The following is a 13,512-nucleotide window of genomic DNA, read 5'->3' as shown; positions in this document are numbered from 1 at the left end:
ACGAGACATCTTGCCTCGAATATAAAACGAGGCACCGTGTCTTGTAAAGTGGGCGCCATGGTTGGCAGACCACGCAGCGAAGCGGCCAGGAAGGCGATCCTCCGGGCGGCGCTCGACCTGTGCGCCCGCGACGGATACCAGAACGTGACCATGAAGGGCATCGCCCAGATCGCGGGCAGTGGCAGGCAGACCGTCTACCGCTGGTGGCAGACCAGGGCGCAGGTCCTGCTGGAGGCACTGACCGACGTCCTGGCCGAGGAGGTGCAGGGGCTGCCGGACACGGGGGACGCGCGGGCCGACCTGGTGACGTTCCTGGAGCAGACGTTCGCGCTGGCGAGGGGGGTCGCGGGGCAGGTCGTCGTGGGGCTGATGGCCGACGCCCAGTCCGACGCGGAGCTGGCCGCCGAGCTGCGGGAGAAGCTCATCGATCCCCGCCGCGCCGCCCTGCGCGCGGTCCTGGCGCGCGGCGCCGTGCCGGATGACGTGGACCTGGAACTGGCCGTCGATCTCGTCTTCGGCGCGATGTGGTACCGGCTGCTCAACCGCCACGCCGAAGTGAATCAGGAACTGGCCGAGGAAATCGCCGGACTTCTGGCGCGCATCAGCTGATTCCCGCGACTTACGGAGCGCATCTGCTGATTTGGCACGAGCGATCATCGCGGGCGCCGGTTATCGTCGGATGTGTGAACGAACGCGCGCAATCGTGGCTGCCGAAGCTGCAGGAAGTCGGAGAGCGGCTGGCCGAGGAGTGGGTGTCGGCCCGGCGGCCGCACGCGGCGAGCGACGCGCCGCAGCCCCACGAGCTCCGCGCGTCCGACGCCGATCGCGAACGCATCGCCCAGGTGCTGCAGGACGCGCACGCCGACGGCCGGATCACCCTCGACGAGCTCGAGGAACGGCTCGGCGTGCTCTACTCCGCGCGCACGCTGGGCGAGCTGGCCGCGCTCACCGAGGACCTGCTGCCCGCCGACCAGCAGCCGCTCAACCTGGACGGCCGCCCCGTGTCGGCCATCTTCAAGCAGGAACAGCGCGGCGGGCGCTGGGTCGTGCCCGCCGAGCTGGACGTGACGGCCATGTTCGGCACCACCAAGCTGGACTTCCGCGACGCGATCCTGCAGAACCGGCAGATCATCATCAACGCCACCCTCGTCTTCGGCGGGCTGGAGATCCACGTGCCGGAGGGGCTCGAGGTGATCAGGGTCGCCAAGGGCAAGTCCGTACGGCTGACCAAGCAGCCGACCGAGCCCGGGGCGCCCGTCGTCGAGGTGCGCACCACGAACTTCGCGGGAGACGTGAAGGTCAAGGAGCCACCCCGCCGCAAGCGCCGCCGCTGAGTCCTCAGCCGGCCGTGTAGAAGTTGATCGCGCTGTACGCGCGCAGCTTCCAGAGCTGGTGCTCGCTCTCGATCTTGCGGATGGTGCCCGACCGGCCGCGCATCACCAGTGACTCCGTCACCGCCGCGCCGGCGCGGAACCGTACGCCCTGCATGAGCTCGCCGTGCGTGATGCCGGTCGCCGCGAAGAACACGTCGTCGGACTTGACCAGGTCGTTCGTCGTCAACACCTGGTTGAGGTCGTGCCCGGCGTTCACGGCCTTGGAGCGCTCGGCGTCGTCGCGCGGCCAGAGCTTGCCCTGGATCACGCCGCCCAGGCACTTGAGCGCGCACGCGGCCACGATGCCCTCGGGCGTGCCGCCGATGCCCAGCAGCAGGTCGATGCCGGTGCCCCCGCGGGCCGCCATGATCGCGCCGGCCACGTCGCCGTCCGTGATGAACTTGATCCGCGCGCCCGCCTCGCGGATCTCCTTGACCAGCCCCTCGTGCCTGGGCCGGTCCAGCACGACCACGGTCACGTCGGAGGGCGAGCAGTGCTTGGCCCTGGCGACCGCGTTGATGTTCGCGGACACGGGGGCCTCGATGTCGACCACGTCGGCCGCCTCCGGGCCCGTGACCAGCTTCTCCATGTAGAACACGGCCGACGGGTCGTACATCGAGCCGCGCTCGCTCACCGCGATCACCGACACCGCGTCCGGCATGCCCAACGCCGTCAGCCGGGTGCCGTCGATGGGGTCCACGGCCACGTCGCAGTCGGGGCCGCTGCCGTCGCCCACCTGCTCGCCGTTGAACAGCATCGGGGCATGGTCCTTCTCACCCTCACCGATGACCACCACGCCGTTCATCGAAACCGTGTTGATCAGCTGGCGCATGGCGTTCACCGCCGCGCCGTCGGCGCCGTTCTTGTCGCCCCGGCCGACCCACCGGGCCGCCGCCATCGCGGCCGCCTCCGTGACGCGCACCAGTTCCAACGCCAGGTTGCGGTCGGGGGCGTGCTCGCCCGTGGCGAGCGCGGGCGGTACGGATGTCTGATCGGACATGATGGGCAGCCTCCTAAGGGGAATCTACGTCGATCGTAGTTGTCCCCCTCTTCCCGCCCAGAGGCGGATAATCTGCCCATCTCCTGCCCGAGATGACCGCTTCCTCGCAGCAGGGGCGGGTCGGGGGTGACATCGGTAAGCTTCGACAGGGTTGCCCTGCCCTGCCATCACGGAGAACGGATTTTGCGCCATACGCTGTGCGCGCCAAAGATCTTGCCTCCACCATGGAGCCTGGAGGAGATCGCATGAGCGAAGTGGAAAACGTGGTCGCCCAGCCGCGGACGTCCGAGCGCGGCGCCGCCACCCGCAGCTCGCTGCTCGCCGCCGCGAGGGAGGTCTTCGTCTCCAACGGGTTCGCCGAGGCGGGCGTGACCGACGTGGTGGCCAGGGCCGACGCCAGTGTGGGCAGCCTCTACCACCACTTCTCCGGCAAGGCCGACCTCTACCTGACGCTGTTCGAGGAGTTCCAGGCCAGGCAGACGCAGCGGACGAAGCAGGCCGCCCGCTCGGCCCGCGCCGCCGGTGAGAGCGACCCGATGCGCGTGTTCATCAGCGCCGCCCGCGCCTACCTCGACGGGTGCCTGGAGGAGCGGGAGCTGGCCGACCTGTTCCTGCGCGGCGACGGGCCGCCCGGCTTCGACGTGGTCATGCGCGACCGGCTGCGCAAGTGGGCGCAGCTCAACGCGGCGCTGTTCGAGGACGAGAGCGCGCTGGTCGTCGTCGTCACGGGCGCGCTGGCCGCGGCCGTGTCCGAGGTCGTCCGCACGGGTGATCGCGGCCTGGCCGAGGAGGTGCTGGCGATCATCGGCCAGATCCACCCGGCCACGTCGGCGACCGCCTCCTCCAACGGGTAACCTCGCCAAGTGTGCGGTTCACCCAGGGTTTCTACGGTTACGCGGTAGCGCTGTTCGTCTGCCTCGCGGCGGTCGGGCTGTTCCTGCTGGTCGCCCCGCAGAGCCGGGAGCAGCACATACCGCGGCTCGAATACTCGATCACCGTCGCCAACTTCGGCCACTCGGTGCCGTACGGCGTGTGGGCGCCGCAGAAGGACCCGGCGGGCTGGATCCCCAACAGCAACAAGATCGCCAAGGGTGAGAACGGCGCCCAGGTCCTCTTCCTCGGCTACGCCACCGCCAAGCGCGAGCACGCGATGTTCACGCAGAGCAACGAGCAGCCGGCGGCCGGGTTCGCCAGCCGCATGGCCAACTCCGACAAGGCCGTCGGCACGCAGCAGGTGGACGGGGTGCAGTGGGAGCAGCGCTTCCGCGAGGACAAGAAGCAGCGCTCGCTCGTCCGCGTGCTGCCGGAGGTGACGCTCGTGATCTCCGGCACCGCCGACTGGCCGGAGCTCGCCGAACTCGCCTCCGTCCTGCAGCAGCGCCCCAAGGGCTGACGGAGCCGCCTGGTCTGCGGATGTCGGTCGCCCCGTCTAGGGTGGTGGTCGTGGCAGGAGACGAGAAGGCACCCTCATACGAGCAGGCCCGCGAGGAGCTGACCGAGGTGGTGCGCCGACTGGAGACCGGCGGGCTCACCCTGGAGCAGTCCATCGAGCTGTGGGAGCGCGGCGAGAAGCTGGCGGCGGTCTGCGAGGAGTGGCTCCAGGGGGCCAGGGTCAAGCTCGCCGCCGCCATGGCGCGCCGCTCCGAGCCCTCGGGGGGCAACTCCGACGACGCCCCTTTCTGACGCCCCTGGAGGGGTCAGGCGGTCTCGCGGGGGGCCAGCCAGCGGTAGCCGTGGTCGGTCGTCCTCGCCAGCCAGGCGTTGGTGGTGCTCAGCCCGCGATCGTTGAGCTGCGCGTCGTGGATCCCGTACGCCCGCCGTGGCCGCACCGTCCGTACGAAGTCGATCGCCTCGACGGTCTTCAGCCACGACCCCTGCAGCGGCACCAGCAGCGTCTCCACCGGCTCGTCCGGCACGTGCACCGAGTCGCCCGGGTGGTAGAGCGCGCCGTCGACCAGATAGCCGAGGTTCGGGCAGTCCGGCTGGCCCCCGTAGATCAGCGCGTGCCGCCCGCCGTGCGCCCGCACCCGGAAGCCCGCCGCCGAGAACTCCTCGCCCGCGCCCACCGGCGTGTACGGCAGCCCGTCCAGCTCCGCCCCCGCCGGCGCGAACACCGGGACCCCGGCCCCGAGCAGCCGCAGCACGTCCACGTGATCGCTGTGTTCGTGGGTGACGAGCACCGCGTCGGCCCCGTCCAGCGCGGACGGCTCGCTCCAGATCCCCGGGTCGATGACCAGCACACGGCCGTCGATTTCTACCCTTACGCAGGCATGCGTGAACTTTGTTAGCTTCACACCTCCCACGCTAGGTCATCAGGCAGAGCAGGTTTCCCTCGGAGTCCCTGAACGCGGCCATCCGGATCTCCCGGCCCCGTGCGCCGAACGTGCCGTCGTCGGTGAAGATCAGATGCGGCTCCTCGACCATCGCGACACCGTGCGAACGCAGCCGGGCCACGTCCGCCTCCAGGCCTTCGGAGGCCAGGTAGAGCACCGTGGAGGGCGCGCCCCGCTCGATCAGCAGGCGGGGATCGCTCACGTGTCCGCGGTTTCGTCCGGCTCCTCCGCGCGTACGGTCAGGCGGTCGTCGCTCAGGCGGATCGTCAGCAGCGAGCCGGGGGAGACGTCCTTGGCCAGGCGTACGACCTCGCCCGACGGGTGCTGGACGATGGCGTACCCGCGCTCCAGCGTGGCCGCGGGGGACAGCGTGATCAGGCGGGCCCGCAGGTGGGTCAGGTCGTCGGAGGCCCGGTCGAGCGAGCCGGACAGCGAGCGCCTGGTCCGGTCGCGCAGCGACTCGACCTGCTCGGCCCGGCGCTCCAGCTCGCGCACCGGGTCGGCCAGCGAGGGGCGCGAGCGCACCGACGTCAGCCAGGACATCTCGCGGTCGAGCCAGCCGCTCACCACCCTGCGGCCCCGGTCGCGGAGCTGGCGCACCATCGAGAGCTGCTCGCCGACATCGGGCACGACCTTCTTGGCCGCGTCGGTCGGGGTGGACGCGCGCACGTCGGCCACCAGGTCGAGCAGCGGGCTGTCCTGCTCGTGGCCGATCGCGCTCACCACGGGGGTGCGGCAGGCGGCCACCGAGCGTACAAGCGTCTCGTCGGAGAACGGCAGGAGGTCCTCCAGAGAGCCGCCGCCGCGGGCGATGACGATCACGTCGACCGAGGAGTCGGCGTCGAGCTTGCGCAGCGCCTCGGTCACCTCGCCCACCGCGTAGGGCCCCTGGACGGCCACCTCCTCGACCTTGAACCGCACGGCCGGCCAGCGCCTGCGGGAGTTTTCCAGCACGTCGCGCTCGGCCGCGGAGTCACGGCCGCAGATGAGCCCGATCGTGCCGGGCAGGAACGGCAGCCGCCGCTTCCTGTCGGCGTTGAACAGCCCCTCGGTGGCCAGCAACTGCCTGAGCCGCTCCAGCCGGGCCAGCAGCTCGCCCACGCCGACCGGCCGGATCTCCAGCGCGGTGAAGGCGAACGAGCCCCTGTTGACCCAGAAGTCGGGCTTGACCTGCATCACGACCCTGGCGCCGTCGGCCGGCCTCGGCACGGCGGCCTCGTAGACCCCGCGCGGGGTGGTGACCTTGGCCGACACGTTGGCGACCGGGTCGCGCAGGGTCATGAACACCGTGCCGCCACGAGCGCTCAGGTCGGTGATCTGGCCCTCGACCCAGACCGTGCCGAGTCTGCCGATCCAACCGCCCACCATCTGCAGGACCGTGCGGATCGGCAGGGGAGACTCGGGTGAGGTCTTCTCGCTCATGCCGGAAGACTACGGGGTCGGTACGACCTACTCTCCGGCCTGCAGCTTCGCCAGGCGGTTCTCGAACATCTTGATCACCTCGGGCCGGGACTTCGTGGCCTTCTCGAAGGTGAGGAAGTCGCTGATCTGCTCGGCGGTCTTGCCGCGCATCCTGGCACGCAGGGACGCGACGGTGAGCTCGGAGTAGCCGGGCAGCGGCTCGGCCAGATCCACGGGGGCGGCGGCGACCGGCTCGGGCGCGGCGGCGGGCTCGGGGGCGCGGGCGGGCTCCGGCGCGGCCGTGGGCTCCGGGGCCACGGTCGCCTCGGGGGCCGCGGCGGGCTTCTTGGTGGTCCTGCGGGTGCGCTTCGGCTTGGCCTCGACGGCCTCCTCCGCGACAGCCTCCACCTTGGCGGCCTCGTCCTTGACGACCTCTTCCTTGACGGCTTCCGCCGCGACGGCGGCCTTGGGCTCGGCCTCCACGACGGCGGCCTTGGGCTCGATCTCCTCCGCGACGGCCGCCTTCGGCTCGGCCTCCACGGCGGCGGCCTTCGGCTGGGCGACCTCGGCGGGCTCGTCCGTGACGGTGGCCTTGGGCTCGGGCTCGGCGGGCTTCTCCGCGACCGCGGGCTCGGCGACGGCGGGCTCGGCGACGGCGGGCTCGGCGGCCTTCGGGGTCGCGGCGGGCTCCTCCGTGACCACGGGCTTGGGCTCCTCCGCCGCGGCGGGCTTGGGCTCGGCGGCCGGGGCGGCGGTCTCGGGGTTGGCGGTGGCCGCCGACTCCGACTTGCCCGCCGGAGCGAAGATGACGGGGTCGGGCTTGGTCTTGGCGACACCGTTGGGCTCGGCGGCGCTGGGCCGCGGCGCGAAGATCACCGGCTCCTTGCGGGCCGGCTTCTCCTCCTCCGCGGCCGGAGCCGCGGCCACCTGCTCGGCGGCGGAGGGGCGCGAGTCGTTCGACTCCTCTTCCTCCTTGTTGCCAAGGCCCTTGATGGAGTTCTTCACCCGGTCGACGACCAGCAGGGCCTGCCCGGCCGCGCTGAGTGTCGTCTGGATGAACAGGAGCGGAAGGTCCTTGGCCTTCTCCTTCAGCTCGTCCTTGTTGGTGACGGTCTTGGCGATGTTGCGTATCACGTCGCTGAGGGACATGACGTCTCCCTGGGAGGTCAGTAATGGACGGCCAGTTTGGCAAACCGCGGGCAACCACGCACGCGCAGGCCTGATGGCCGCTCCACGTAGCATAGAAAGTATGGAGCCGCAGACCCCCACTTCCCGCCGAGTACTCGTAGCCAAGCCACGCGGCTACTGTGCCGGAGTCGATCGAGCCGTGGTAGCGGTCGAGAAGGCTCTGGAGCAGTACGGCGCGCCGATCTACGTACGCAAGCAGATCGTTCACAACACCCACGTCGTCAAGACTCTCGAGGCCAGGGGCGCCATCTTCGTCGACGAGACCGAGGAGGTGCCCGAGGGCGAGATCGTGGTGTTCTCGGCCCACGGGGTGTCCCCGGCGGTGCACGACGAGGCGCGCCGGCGCAGCCTGCGCACCATCGACGCCACCTGCCCGCTGGTCACCAAGGTGCACAACGAGGCCAGGCGGTTCGCGAGCCAGGACTACGACATCCTCCTGATCGGGCACGAGGGTCACGAGGAGGTCGAGGGCACCTCCGGTGAGGCCCCCGACCACATCCAGCTCGTGGACGGGCTCGACGCGGTCGACAAAGTGCAGGTCAAGGATCCGAGCAAGCTGGTCTGGCTGTCGCAGACCACGCTGTCGGTCGACGAGACCACCGAGACGGTCACCCGGCTCAAGGAGCGCTTCCCGACGCTGATCGACCCGCCGAGCGACGACATCTGCTACGCCACGCAAAACCGGCAGGTCGCGGTCAAGGAGATCGCTGCCGAGGCGCAGCTGGTCATCGTGGTCGGCTCGGAAAACTCCTCCAACTCCAAGCGCCTGGTCGAGGTGGCCAAGGACTACGGGGCCGAGGCCTCCTACCTCGTCGACAACGCCACCTTCATCCGCGACGAGTGGCTCGAGGGCGTCACCACGGTCGGCGTGACCAGCGGCGCGTCCGTTCCGGAGGAGCTGGTCGACGAGGTGCTGGCGCGGCTGGCCAAGCATGGGTTCGACGACGTGACCCAGGTCGAGTCGGTCCAGGAGAGCATGCGCTTCGCCCTGCCCCACGAGCTGCGCAAGGACCTGCGGGTCTCCTAGTCGTCCCCGCGCGGCGTCCCGTAGACCTTGGGCTCGAAGTAGCCCTCCGGCTCGGGCACGAACGGCTGGCGCGGGCGCGGCATCTCCGCGCCCGCCTTCAGCTCCTCCCGCAGCTCGCGTACGTTGTCGCGGAGCCCGCGCCGCCACGCGACGCCCAGCACGACGGCCGACCCCGCGAACAGCCACGGCGCGCCCTGCGTCAGCGACGTGTAGAGCCCCAGCGCCAGCGACTGCACGATGGACACCGAGCCGAACGCGCGCCCCAGCTCGACGAAGAGCGTGGCGCAGAAGAACACCAGCGGCGGCGTCACGACCAGCGACAGCAGCTCGCGCCGGTTGACCAGGAGCACGCCCAGCAGGCTCGACAGCACGAAGGCCGCGCCCACGACGTACTGGATGTCGAGCAGGGCCGCCAGCACGTAGCCCGCCAAGGTGGCGAGCAGGGCGAGCGCGATGGCGCCGCGAGCGGTCAGCCTGACCGCGGAACGCCTCTTCTCACCCAATGCCCCACCCCCGATTTATTGCGACCCGTTGGCCAACTTACCGTTCGAGTGGGAAAGCAGAGGCGAGGTTTCCAGCAGTTCGGGGGATGCCAGGGGTCTGGGCAGGCCTTCGAGCATCTCAGGAGAGTCGAGATCGCCGTCCACGACGCCCAGATCGTGCAGCTTGCGCGCGGTGACCAGGACGCGGCTTTCGAGCGATCCAACCGACTTGTTGTACGCCTCCACGGCCCGCGTCAGCGCCCTGCCGAGCGAGTCGACGTTCCTGCCGAGGGACGAGAGCCGTTCGTACAGCTCCTTGCCCAGCTCGAACACCGCCCGCGCGTTCTCGCTCAGCGCGGCCTGCTGCCAGGCGTAGTGCGCGGTGCGCAGCATCGTGATCAGCGTCGTCGGCGTGGCGATGTGGACCCGCCGCGTCATCGCGTATTCCAGCAGCCCGGGATCGCGCTCCAGCGCCGGGGCCAGGAACGCCTCGCCCGGGATGAACAGCACCACGAACTCCGGCGACGGGTTGAACCCCTGCCAGTAGGACTTGGCCGCCAGCCGGTCGATGTGCTCGCGGACGTGCCGGGCGTGGGCGTCGAGCCGGACCGTGGCGAGGCTCTCGTCGGACGCCTCGGCGGCCTCCAGATAGGCCGCCAGCGAGACTTTGGAGTCGACCACGATGTTCTTGCCGCCGGCGAGCCTGACGACCATGTCGGGGCGCATGGGGCCCTCGGTGACCTGCTCGTCGAAGTCGCAGTGGTGCTGCATGCCGGCGATCTCGGCGACCCTGCGCAGCTGGAGCTCGCCCCACCTGCCCCGAGCCTCGGGCCGCTGCAGGGCCCTGACCAGGGCCGTGGTCTGGGAGCGCAGCTGCTCGTTGCTCTGCCGTACGAACTCCATCTGCTTGGCCAGCTCGGCGCGGGCCGCGCGCTGGCCGGACTCGGTGTCGCGCAGCTGCGACTCGACCCGGGCGAGCGCGTCCTTCAGCGGCTCCACCAGGTGCTCGACGGCCTGCTTGCGCTGGTCCAGATCGCCCGTGGCCTCGGCGCGGCTGGCGGCCAGCCTGGTCTCGGCCAGCTCGAGGAAGCGGATGTTGTTGACGTCGAGGGCGCGCGTGGACAGGGCCTGGAAGCGCTCGGCGAGCTGCTCCTCGACGTAGACCAGCTTGTCGGCGGCCGACTTGGCCCGCGCGTCCGCCTCGGCCACCCGCACCGCGGCCCGCGTCCTGGCCACCAGGAAACCGATGACGAGCCCGGCGGCCAGACCTACGAGAAGCGAGACGACATCCACTTGATCGATGATGCAGGACTCCGGCGCGCCGATCCGGCCCGACACGCTCGTTACGCTCAGCACGTAAACTTGGCGTCCGTGAGTCTCTCAATCGGTATCGTCGGTCTGCCCAACGTCGGCAAGTCCACGCTCTTCAACGCGCTGACGAAGTCCGGCAACGCGCTCGCCGCGAACTACCCGTTCGCCACCATCGAGCCCAACGTGGGCATCGTGGGCGTGCCCGACGACCGGCTGCCCAAGCTGGCCGAGATCTTCAGCTCGGCCCGCATCCTGCCCGCCAAGGTCGAGTTCGTCGACGTCGCGGGCCTGGTCAAGGGGGCCTCGGAGGGGCAGGGCAGGGGCAACCAGTTCCTCGCCAACATCCGCGACACCGACGCGATCTGCCAGGTGGTCCGCGTCTTCAGCGACCCCGACGTCACGCACGTGGACGGCGACATCTCGCCCAAGCGTGACATCGAGACCATCAACACCGAGTTGATCATGGCCGACCTGCAGACGGTCGAGAAGGCCATCCCGCGCCTGCAGAAGGAGGCGCGCAACAACAAGGACAAGAAGTCCGCGCTGGAGGCCGCCGAGGCCGCGCTGAGCGTGCTGGAGACCGGCAAGACCATCTTCGAGAGCGGCCTCGACCGCGAGGAGCTGCGCGAGCTCCACCTGCTGACGGCCAAGCCGTTCCTGTACGTGTTCAACCTCGACGCCGACGAGCTGGGCGACTCCGCGCTCCGGGAGCAGCTGGCGACGCTGGTCGCGCCCGCCGAGGCGGTCTTCATGGACGCCAAGATCGAGTCGGAGCTGGTCGAGCTCGACGAGGAGGAGGCGCTGGAGCTCCTCCAGTCGGTCGGCCAGGAGGAGTCGGGGCTGCGGCAGCTCGCCAGGGTCGGCTTCGACACGCTCGGCCTGCAGACGTACCTCACGGCCGGGCCGAAGGAGACCAGGGCCTGGACGATCCCCAAGGGTGCCACCGCGCCCGAGGCTGCCGGCGTGATCCACACCGACTTCCAGCGCGGCTTCATCAAGGCCGAGGTCGTCTCCTTCGACGACCTGGTCGAGGTCGGCTCCATCGCCAACGCCCGCGCGGCGGGCAAGGCCCGCGTCGAGGGCAAGGAATACATCATGCGCGACGGCGACGTGGTGGAGTTCCGCTTCAACGTCTGAGCACGGCCCTGGCCGGGGTGTCCTGTGGGAAATCACGGAAAGCCGCCGTTCGTTACGGTACGTTACCGATGGTGACGGCGGCGATGCCCCCTCAGACGTCTCATCCCGGGAATCGGTAGGACGTCTGATGCCGGGACAACTGATGCGTCAACCACTTTGGGCCCCCGCGCGTCGAATCGTCACGGCGTTCACGCTGACTCGGGAGGCCCTCAATGATCCGCCGCATCATCCGGAAACGACGTCCCGCGCCCACTCTGGCCGGCATCAGCCTCGAGGAGGAGCTCGCCCTGATCAGGGTCGAGCTCATGTACGGCCTGCGCGTCAACCGCGAGGCGTACCTCCGCAGGAAGGTCGACGAGCGCAACGAGATGGCGACGCGGATGCGAGAGCGGGACGCCGCCGAGATGCTGGCGGACCTGCGCGGCTCTCTGGAGCGGGCGGTGCAGCCGACGGTCGTGTCCCTGGACCGGTCGGCCCAGCAGACGGTCGTGGACCTGCACAGCAGGCGTCAGCCGCGCCCGACCCAGGATCCGGAGCCCGCCTGACGGCCCTGACTCCGCTCCGCGATCCATACCGAATCCGCCTGGCGAGAGTCCATGCCCGGTAGGACAGGAATCCGTGGCTGTCGCGCTATGCCAATTTAGGTATCTGGGCTGGTCAAAAGCTGTTTCCACCGGGAAGTCTCAGGAATCGGCAATGAGGCCTGCCCGCCGACCCGGTTTGCCGTCAGGACGGTCATGCCGCAGCATGGGCGTGGCTTTCCTGGAACAATGGCGGAGACCGGATAGGGTGACTACTTCACCGCGGATGATGGGGATCGGCAACGGACGACACCGCGCCAGCCGGGGGGATCGGCGCGAGCGGAGGCGTGATGGCTCGTAGGTCTACCGTCCAGCACGATCCTCGGATCGCTGGCGACCCCGAGCTTTCCGCGCGCCTTGACACGGCTGACTTCGACGCGCCGCCGCCTCGCAGGCCGCGGCGCGGCGGCTGGTCGGGCGGAGGCGGGCGGTGGCTCGTATGGACCGGCCGTGTCATTCTCTGGGCAGTTATCGTGGTTGTCGTCGTGAATGGGGTTCGTGCCCCATTTGAGCGATTTACCCAACAAACGAGCGCGACGCCCAATAGCGTCGCGCCTGCTCACCATGGTTTTCCGGCCGACCGGGGCATGGCTTTCGCCGCCCAGTTCGCCGGGGTCTATCTCAATTTCAGCCCGGACGACGCCGCGAGCAGGTCGCGCAAGCTGGGCGCTTTCCTGGCCGAGGGCATGGATCCGCAAATGGGCTGGGACGGCTACGGCAAGTTCGCGGCCGTCGCCATCCAGCCGTACGACATCGAGGCGAGCGACGCCCACAACGCCCTGGTCAGTGTGGCCTTCCAGTCAGGCCCGCGCAGGTTGATGCTGTCGGTCCCGCTCTACTACTCGGGCGACGAGGGGGGCGGCAGGTTCGCCGTGGTCGGCCGTCCCGCGGTGCTGCCCGCCCCGGGCCCGGCCGACGTGCCGCAGGTCGCCGCGCCGGAGACCGACGAGGCCACCGCGGGCGAGCTCAAAGAGCAGCTGAAGGGTTTCTTCACCGACTACGCCTCCGGCGACGCGGCCGGGCTGCAGCGTTACGTCGCCGCGGGCCGGACCCTGCCGAGCTTCGGCGGCACGTTCACGTTCAGGGAGCTGAAGAAGGTCGTGGTGCCTGTGGGGGGTGCCACCCGAGAGATCCAGGCGGTCGTGGTGTGGGTCGTGCCGAACAGCGAGACACCCGCCACCCCCGACGCCACCGATCCCGCGGCTGTGGGCGGCACGCTGGAGATGGCCTACCGGCTGACCGTCGAGAAGCAGGGCGACAAGTGGTTCGTCGCCGACATTCGCGGCGCCGGCCGGGTCGTTGGATAGAGGCACGGCCACGCCGCTCATCGGTACCCCCCGGGAGGACAAGAAGTGACCCTGAAGACCGTTCTGCTCCACCTGATCGAACTGACGCCGACGCCCCCGGCGACCGGCCCGGACACCGGAGGCCTCGCCAACTTCCTGCGCGGCTTCTTCGCCCCGCTGTTCCTCGTCGTCGTCTCGGTGGTCGCGCTCTTCTTCCTCTTCACCCGCGAGATCACACGTTTCGTGCAGTTCCTGATACTGGCTGTGGCCATCGGCGTGATCTTCTACGTTCCCAACATCATCGAGGTGACGGCGAAGGCGATCGCGGGCGCTCTGGGCATCAAGTAGAGGGTTGAGACCGCTCCGCGGCGGTCATGTACGAGCGGGTGGAGA

17 protein-coding genes are annotated in these 13,512 nt (G+C 69.8%); 10 read left to right on the top strand and 7 right to left on the bottom strand.

What is annotated here, in order from left to right; genetic code table 11:
- Positions 1 to 57: 57 nt before the first annotated feature.
- Both AB0L65_RS08975 and AB0L65_RS08970 read left to right on the top strand, forming a co-directional pair.
- The gene (locus tag AB0L65_RS08975; protein WP_364242213.1) at positions 58 to 609 is read left to right on the top strand and encodes a TetR/AcrR family transcriptional regulator; all 552 of its coding nucleotides are present in this window, start codon (positions 58 to 60) and stop codon (positions 607 to 609) included.
- A 74-nt stretch (positions 610 to 683) separates the two neighbouring features.
- Positions 684 to 1,334, top strand: a complete 651-nt coding sequence (locus AB0L65_RS08970) for a DUF1707 domain-containing protein (RefSeq protein WP_350725641.1) — start codon at positions 684 to 686, stop codon at positions 1,332 to 1,334.
- A 4-nt stretch (positions 1,335 to 1,338) separates the two neighbouring features.
- On the opposite strand, the gene glpX is transcribed toward AB0L65_RS08970, so the two are convergent.
- Positions 1,339 to 2,373 carry a class II fructose-bisphosphatase gene (gene glpX, locus AB0L65_RS08965; protein WP_364242210.1) on the bottom strand — a complete coding sequence of 345 codons (1,035 nt, stop codon included), beginning with the start codon at positions 2,371 to 2,373 and terminating at the stop codon, positions 1,339 to 1,341.
- A 245-nt stretch (positions 2,374 to 2,618) separates the two neighbouring features.
- On the opposite strand from glpX, the gene AB0L65_RS08960 reads away from it, so the two are divergent.
- From AB0L65_RS08960 to AB0L65_RS08950, 3 genes are read left to right on the top strand one after another with little or no spacing between them, the layout of a single operon-like run.
- Positions 2,619 to 3,227 (top strand): TetR/AcrR family transcriptional regulator, encoded by a 609-nt coding sequence (locus AB0L65_RS08960; protein WP_364242207.1) that lies wholly within the window; start codon positions 2,619 to 2,621, stop codon positions 3,225 to 3,227.
- 11 nt (positions 3,228 to 3,238) lie between these two features.
- Positions 3,239 to 3,766 (top strand): DUF4245 domain-containing protein, encoded by a 528-nt coding sequence (locus AB0L65_RS08955; protein ID WP_350725635.1) that lies wholly within the window; start codon positions 3,239 to 3,241, stop codon positions 3,764 to 3,766.
- A 20-nt stretch (positions 3,767 to 3,786) separates the two neighbouring features.
- A complete protein-coding gene (locus AB0L65_RS08950; RefSeq protein ID WP_350725634.1) occupies positions 3,787 to 4,056 on the top strand; it encodes an exodeoxyribonuclease VII small subunit in 270 nt (89 codons plus the stop codon).
- Positions 4,057 to 4,070: 14 nt separating this feature from the next.
- Here AB0L65_RS08950 and AB0L65_RS08945 read toward each other — a convergent pair whose 3' ends face one another.
- From AB0L65_RS08945 to AB0L65_RS08930, 4 genes are read right to left on the bottom strand one after another with little or no spacing between them, the layout of a single operon-like run.
- Positions 4,071 to 4,667 (bottom strand): MBL fold metallo-hydrolase, encoded by a 597-nt coding sequence (locus AB0L65_RS08945; protein ID WP_364242204.1) that lies wholly within the window; start codon positions 4,665 to 4,667, stop codon positions 4,071 to 4,073.
- A gap of 10 nt (positions 4,668 to 4,677) precedes the next feature.
- Positions 4,678 to 4,908, bottom strand: a complete 231-nt coding sequence (locus AB0L65_RS08940; RefSeq protein ID WP_364242201.1) for a hypothetical protein — start codon at positions 4,906 to 4,908, stop codon at positions 4,678 to 4,680.
- Positions 4,905 to 6,128, bottom strand: a complete 1,224-nt coding sequence (xseA, locus tag AB0L65_RS08935; protein WP_364242198.1) for an exodeoxyribonuclease VII large subunit — start codon at positions 6,126 to 6,128, stop codon at positions 4,905 to 4,907. The genes AB0L65_RS08940 and xseA overlap by 4 nt, the downstream gene beginning before the upstream one ends.
- 27 nt (positions 6,129 to 6,155) lie before the next feature.
- Positions 6,156 to 7,256: a hypothetical protein gene (locus tag AB0L65_RS08930; RefSeq protein WP_364242195.1), complete on the bottom strand. Its 1,101-nt coding sequence runs from the start codon at positions 7,254 to 7,256 to the stop codon at positions 6,156 to 6,158.
- Between the two features lie 100 nt (positions 7,257 to 7,356).
- On the opposite strand from AB0L65_RS08930, the gene AB0L65_RS08925 reads away from it, so the two are divergent.
- The gene (locus tag AB0L65_RS08925; RefSeq protein WP_350725625.1) at positions 7,357 to 8,322 is read left to right on the top strand and encodes a 4-hydroxy-3-methylbut-2-enyl diphosphate reductase; all 966 of its coding nucleotides are present in this window, start codon (positions 7,357 to 7,359) and stop codon (positions 8,320 to 8,322) included.
- Here AB0L65_RS08925 and AB0L65_RS08920 read toward each other — a convergent pair.
- On the bottom strand, positions 8,319 to 8,825 hold the full coding sequence (locus AB0L65_RS08920; RefSeq protein ID WP_364242193.1) for a DUF6542 domain-containing protein: 507 nt from the start codon (positions 8,823 to 8,825) through the stop codon (positions 8,319 to 8,321). The two genes, AB0L65_RS08925 and AB0L65_RS08920, sit on opposite strands and share 4 nt — an antisense overlap.
- A 15-nt stretch (positions 8,826 to 8,840) precedes the next feature.
- Positions 8,841 to 10,106 (bottom strand): DNA recombination protein RmuC, encoded by a 1,266-nt coding sequence (gene rmuC, locus AB0L65_RS08915; RefSeq protein ID WP_363971091.1) that lies wholly within the window; start codon positions 10,104 to 10,106, stop codon positions 8,841 to 8,843.
- A 69-nt stretch (positions 10,107 to 10,175) separates the two neighbouring features.
- Between rmuC and ychF the strand changes: the two genes are divergently transcribed.
- The 4 genes from ychF to AB0L65_RS08895 all read left to right on the top strand — a co-directional run bounded on the left by ychF (position 10,176) and on the right by AB0L65_RS08895 (position 13,467).
- Entirely contained in the window at positions 10,176 to 11,252 is a 1,077-nt protein-coding gene (ychF, locus tag AB0L65_RS08910) for a redox-regulated ATPase YchF (RefSeq protein WP_350725621.1), read from the top strand.
- A 212-nt stretch (positions 11,253 to 11,464) separates the two neighbouring features.
- A complete protein-coding gene (locus AB0L65_RS08905; RefSeq protein ID WP_357733206.1) occupies positions 11,465 to 11,797 on the top strand; it encodes a hypothetical protein in 333 nt (110 codons plus the stop codon).
- Positions 11,798 to 12,420: 623 nt separating this feature from the next.
- A complete protein-coding gene (locus AB0L65_RS08900) occupies positions 12,421 to 13,140 on the top strand; it encodes a conjugal transfer protein (protein WP_364242190.1) in 720 nt (239 codons plus the stop codon).
- Between the two features lie 51 nt (positions 13,141 to 13,191).
- Positions 13,192 to 13,467, top strand: coding sequence for a hypothetical protein (locus tag AB0L65_RS08895; protein WP_225963718.1), 276 nt, complete (start codon positions 13,192 to 13,194; stop codon positions 13,465 to 13,467).
- Positions 13,468 to 13,512 lie beyond the last annotated feature (45 nt).

The organism is Nonomuraea sp. NPDC052116 (assembly GCF_040680035.1).
In the GTDB taxonomy this organism is placed as follows: Bacteria; Actinomycetota; Actinomycetes; order Streptosporangiales; family Streptosporangiaceae; genus Nonomuraea; species Nonomuraea angiospora_A.
This window is presented reverse-complemented; position numbering and strand designations above follow the sequence as displayed.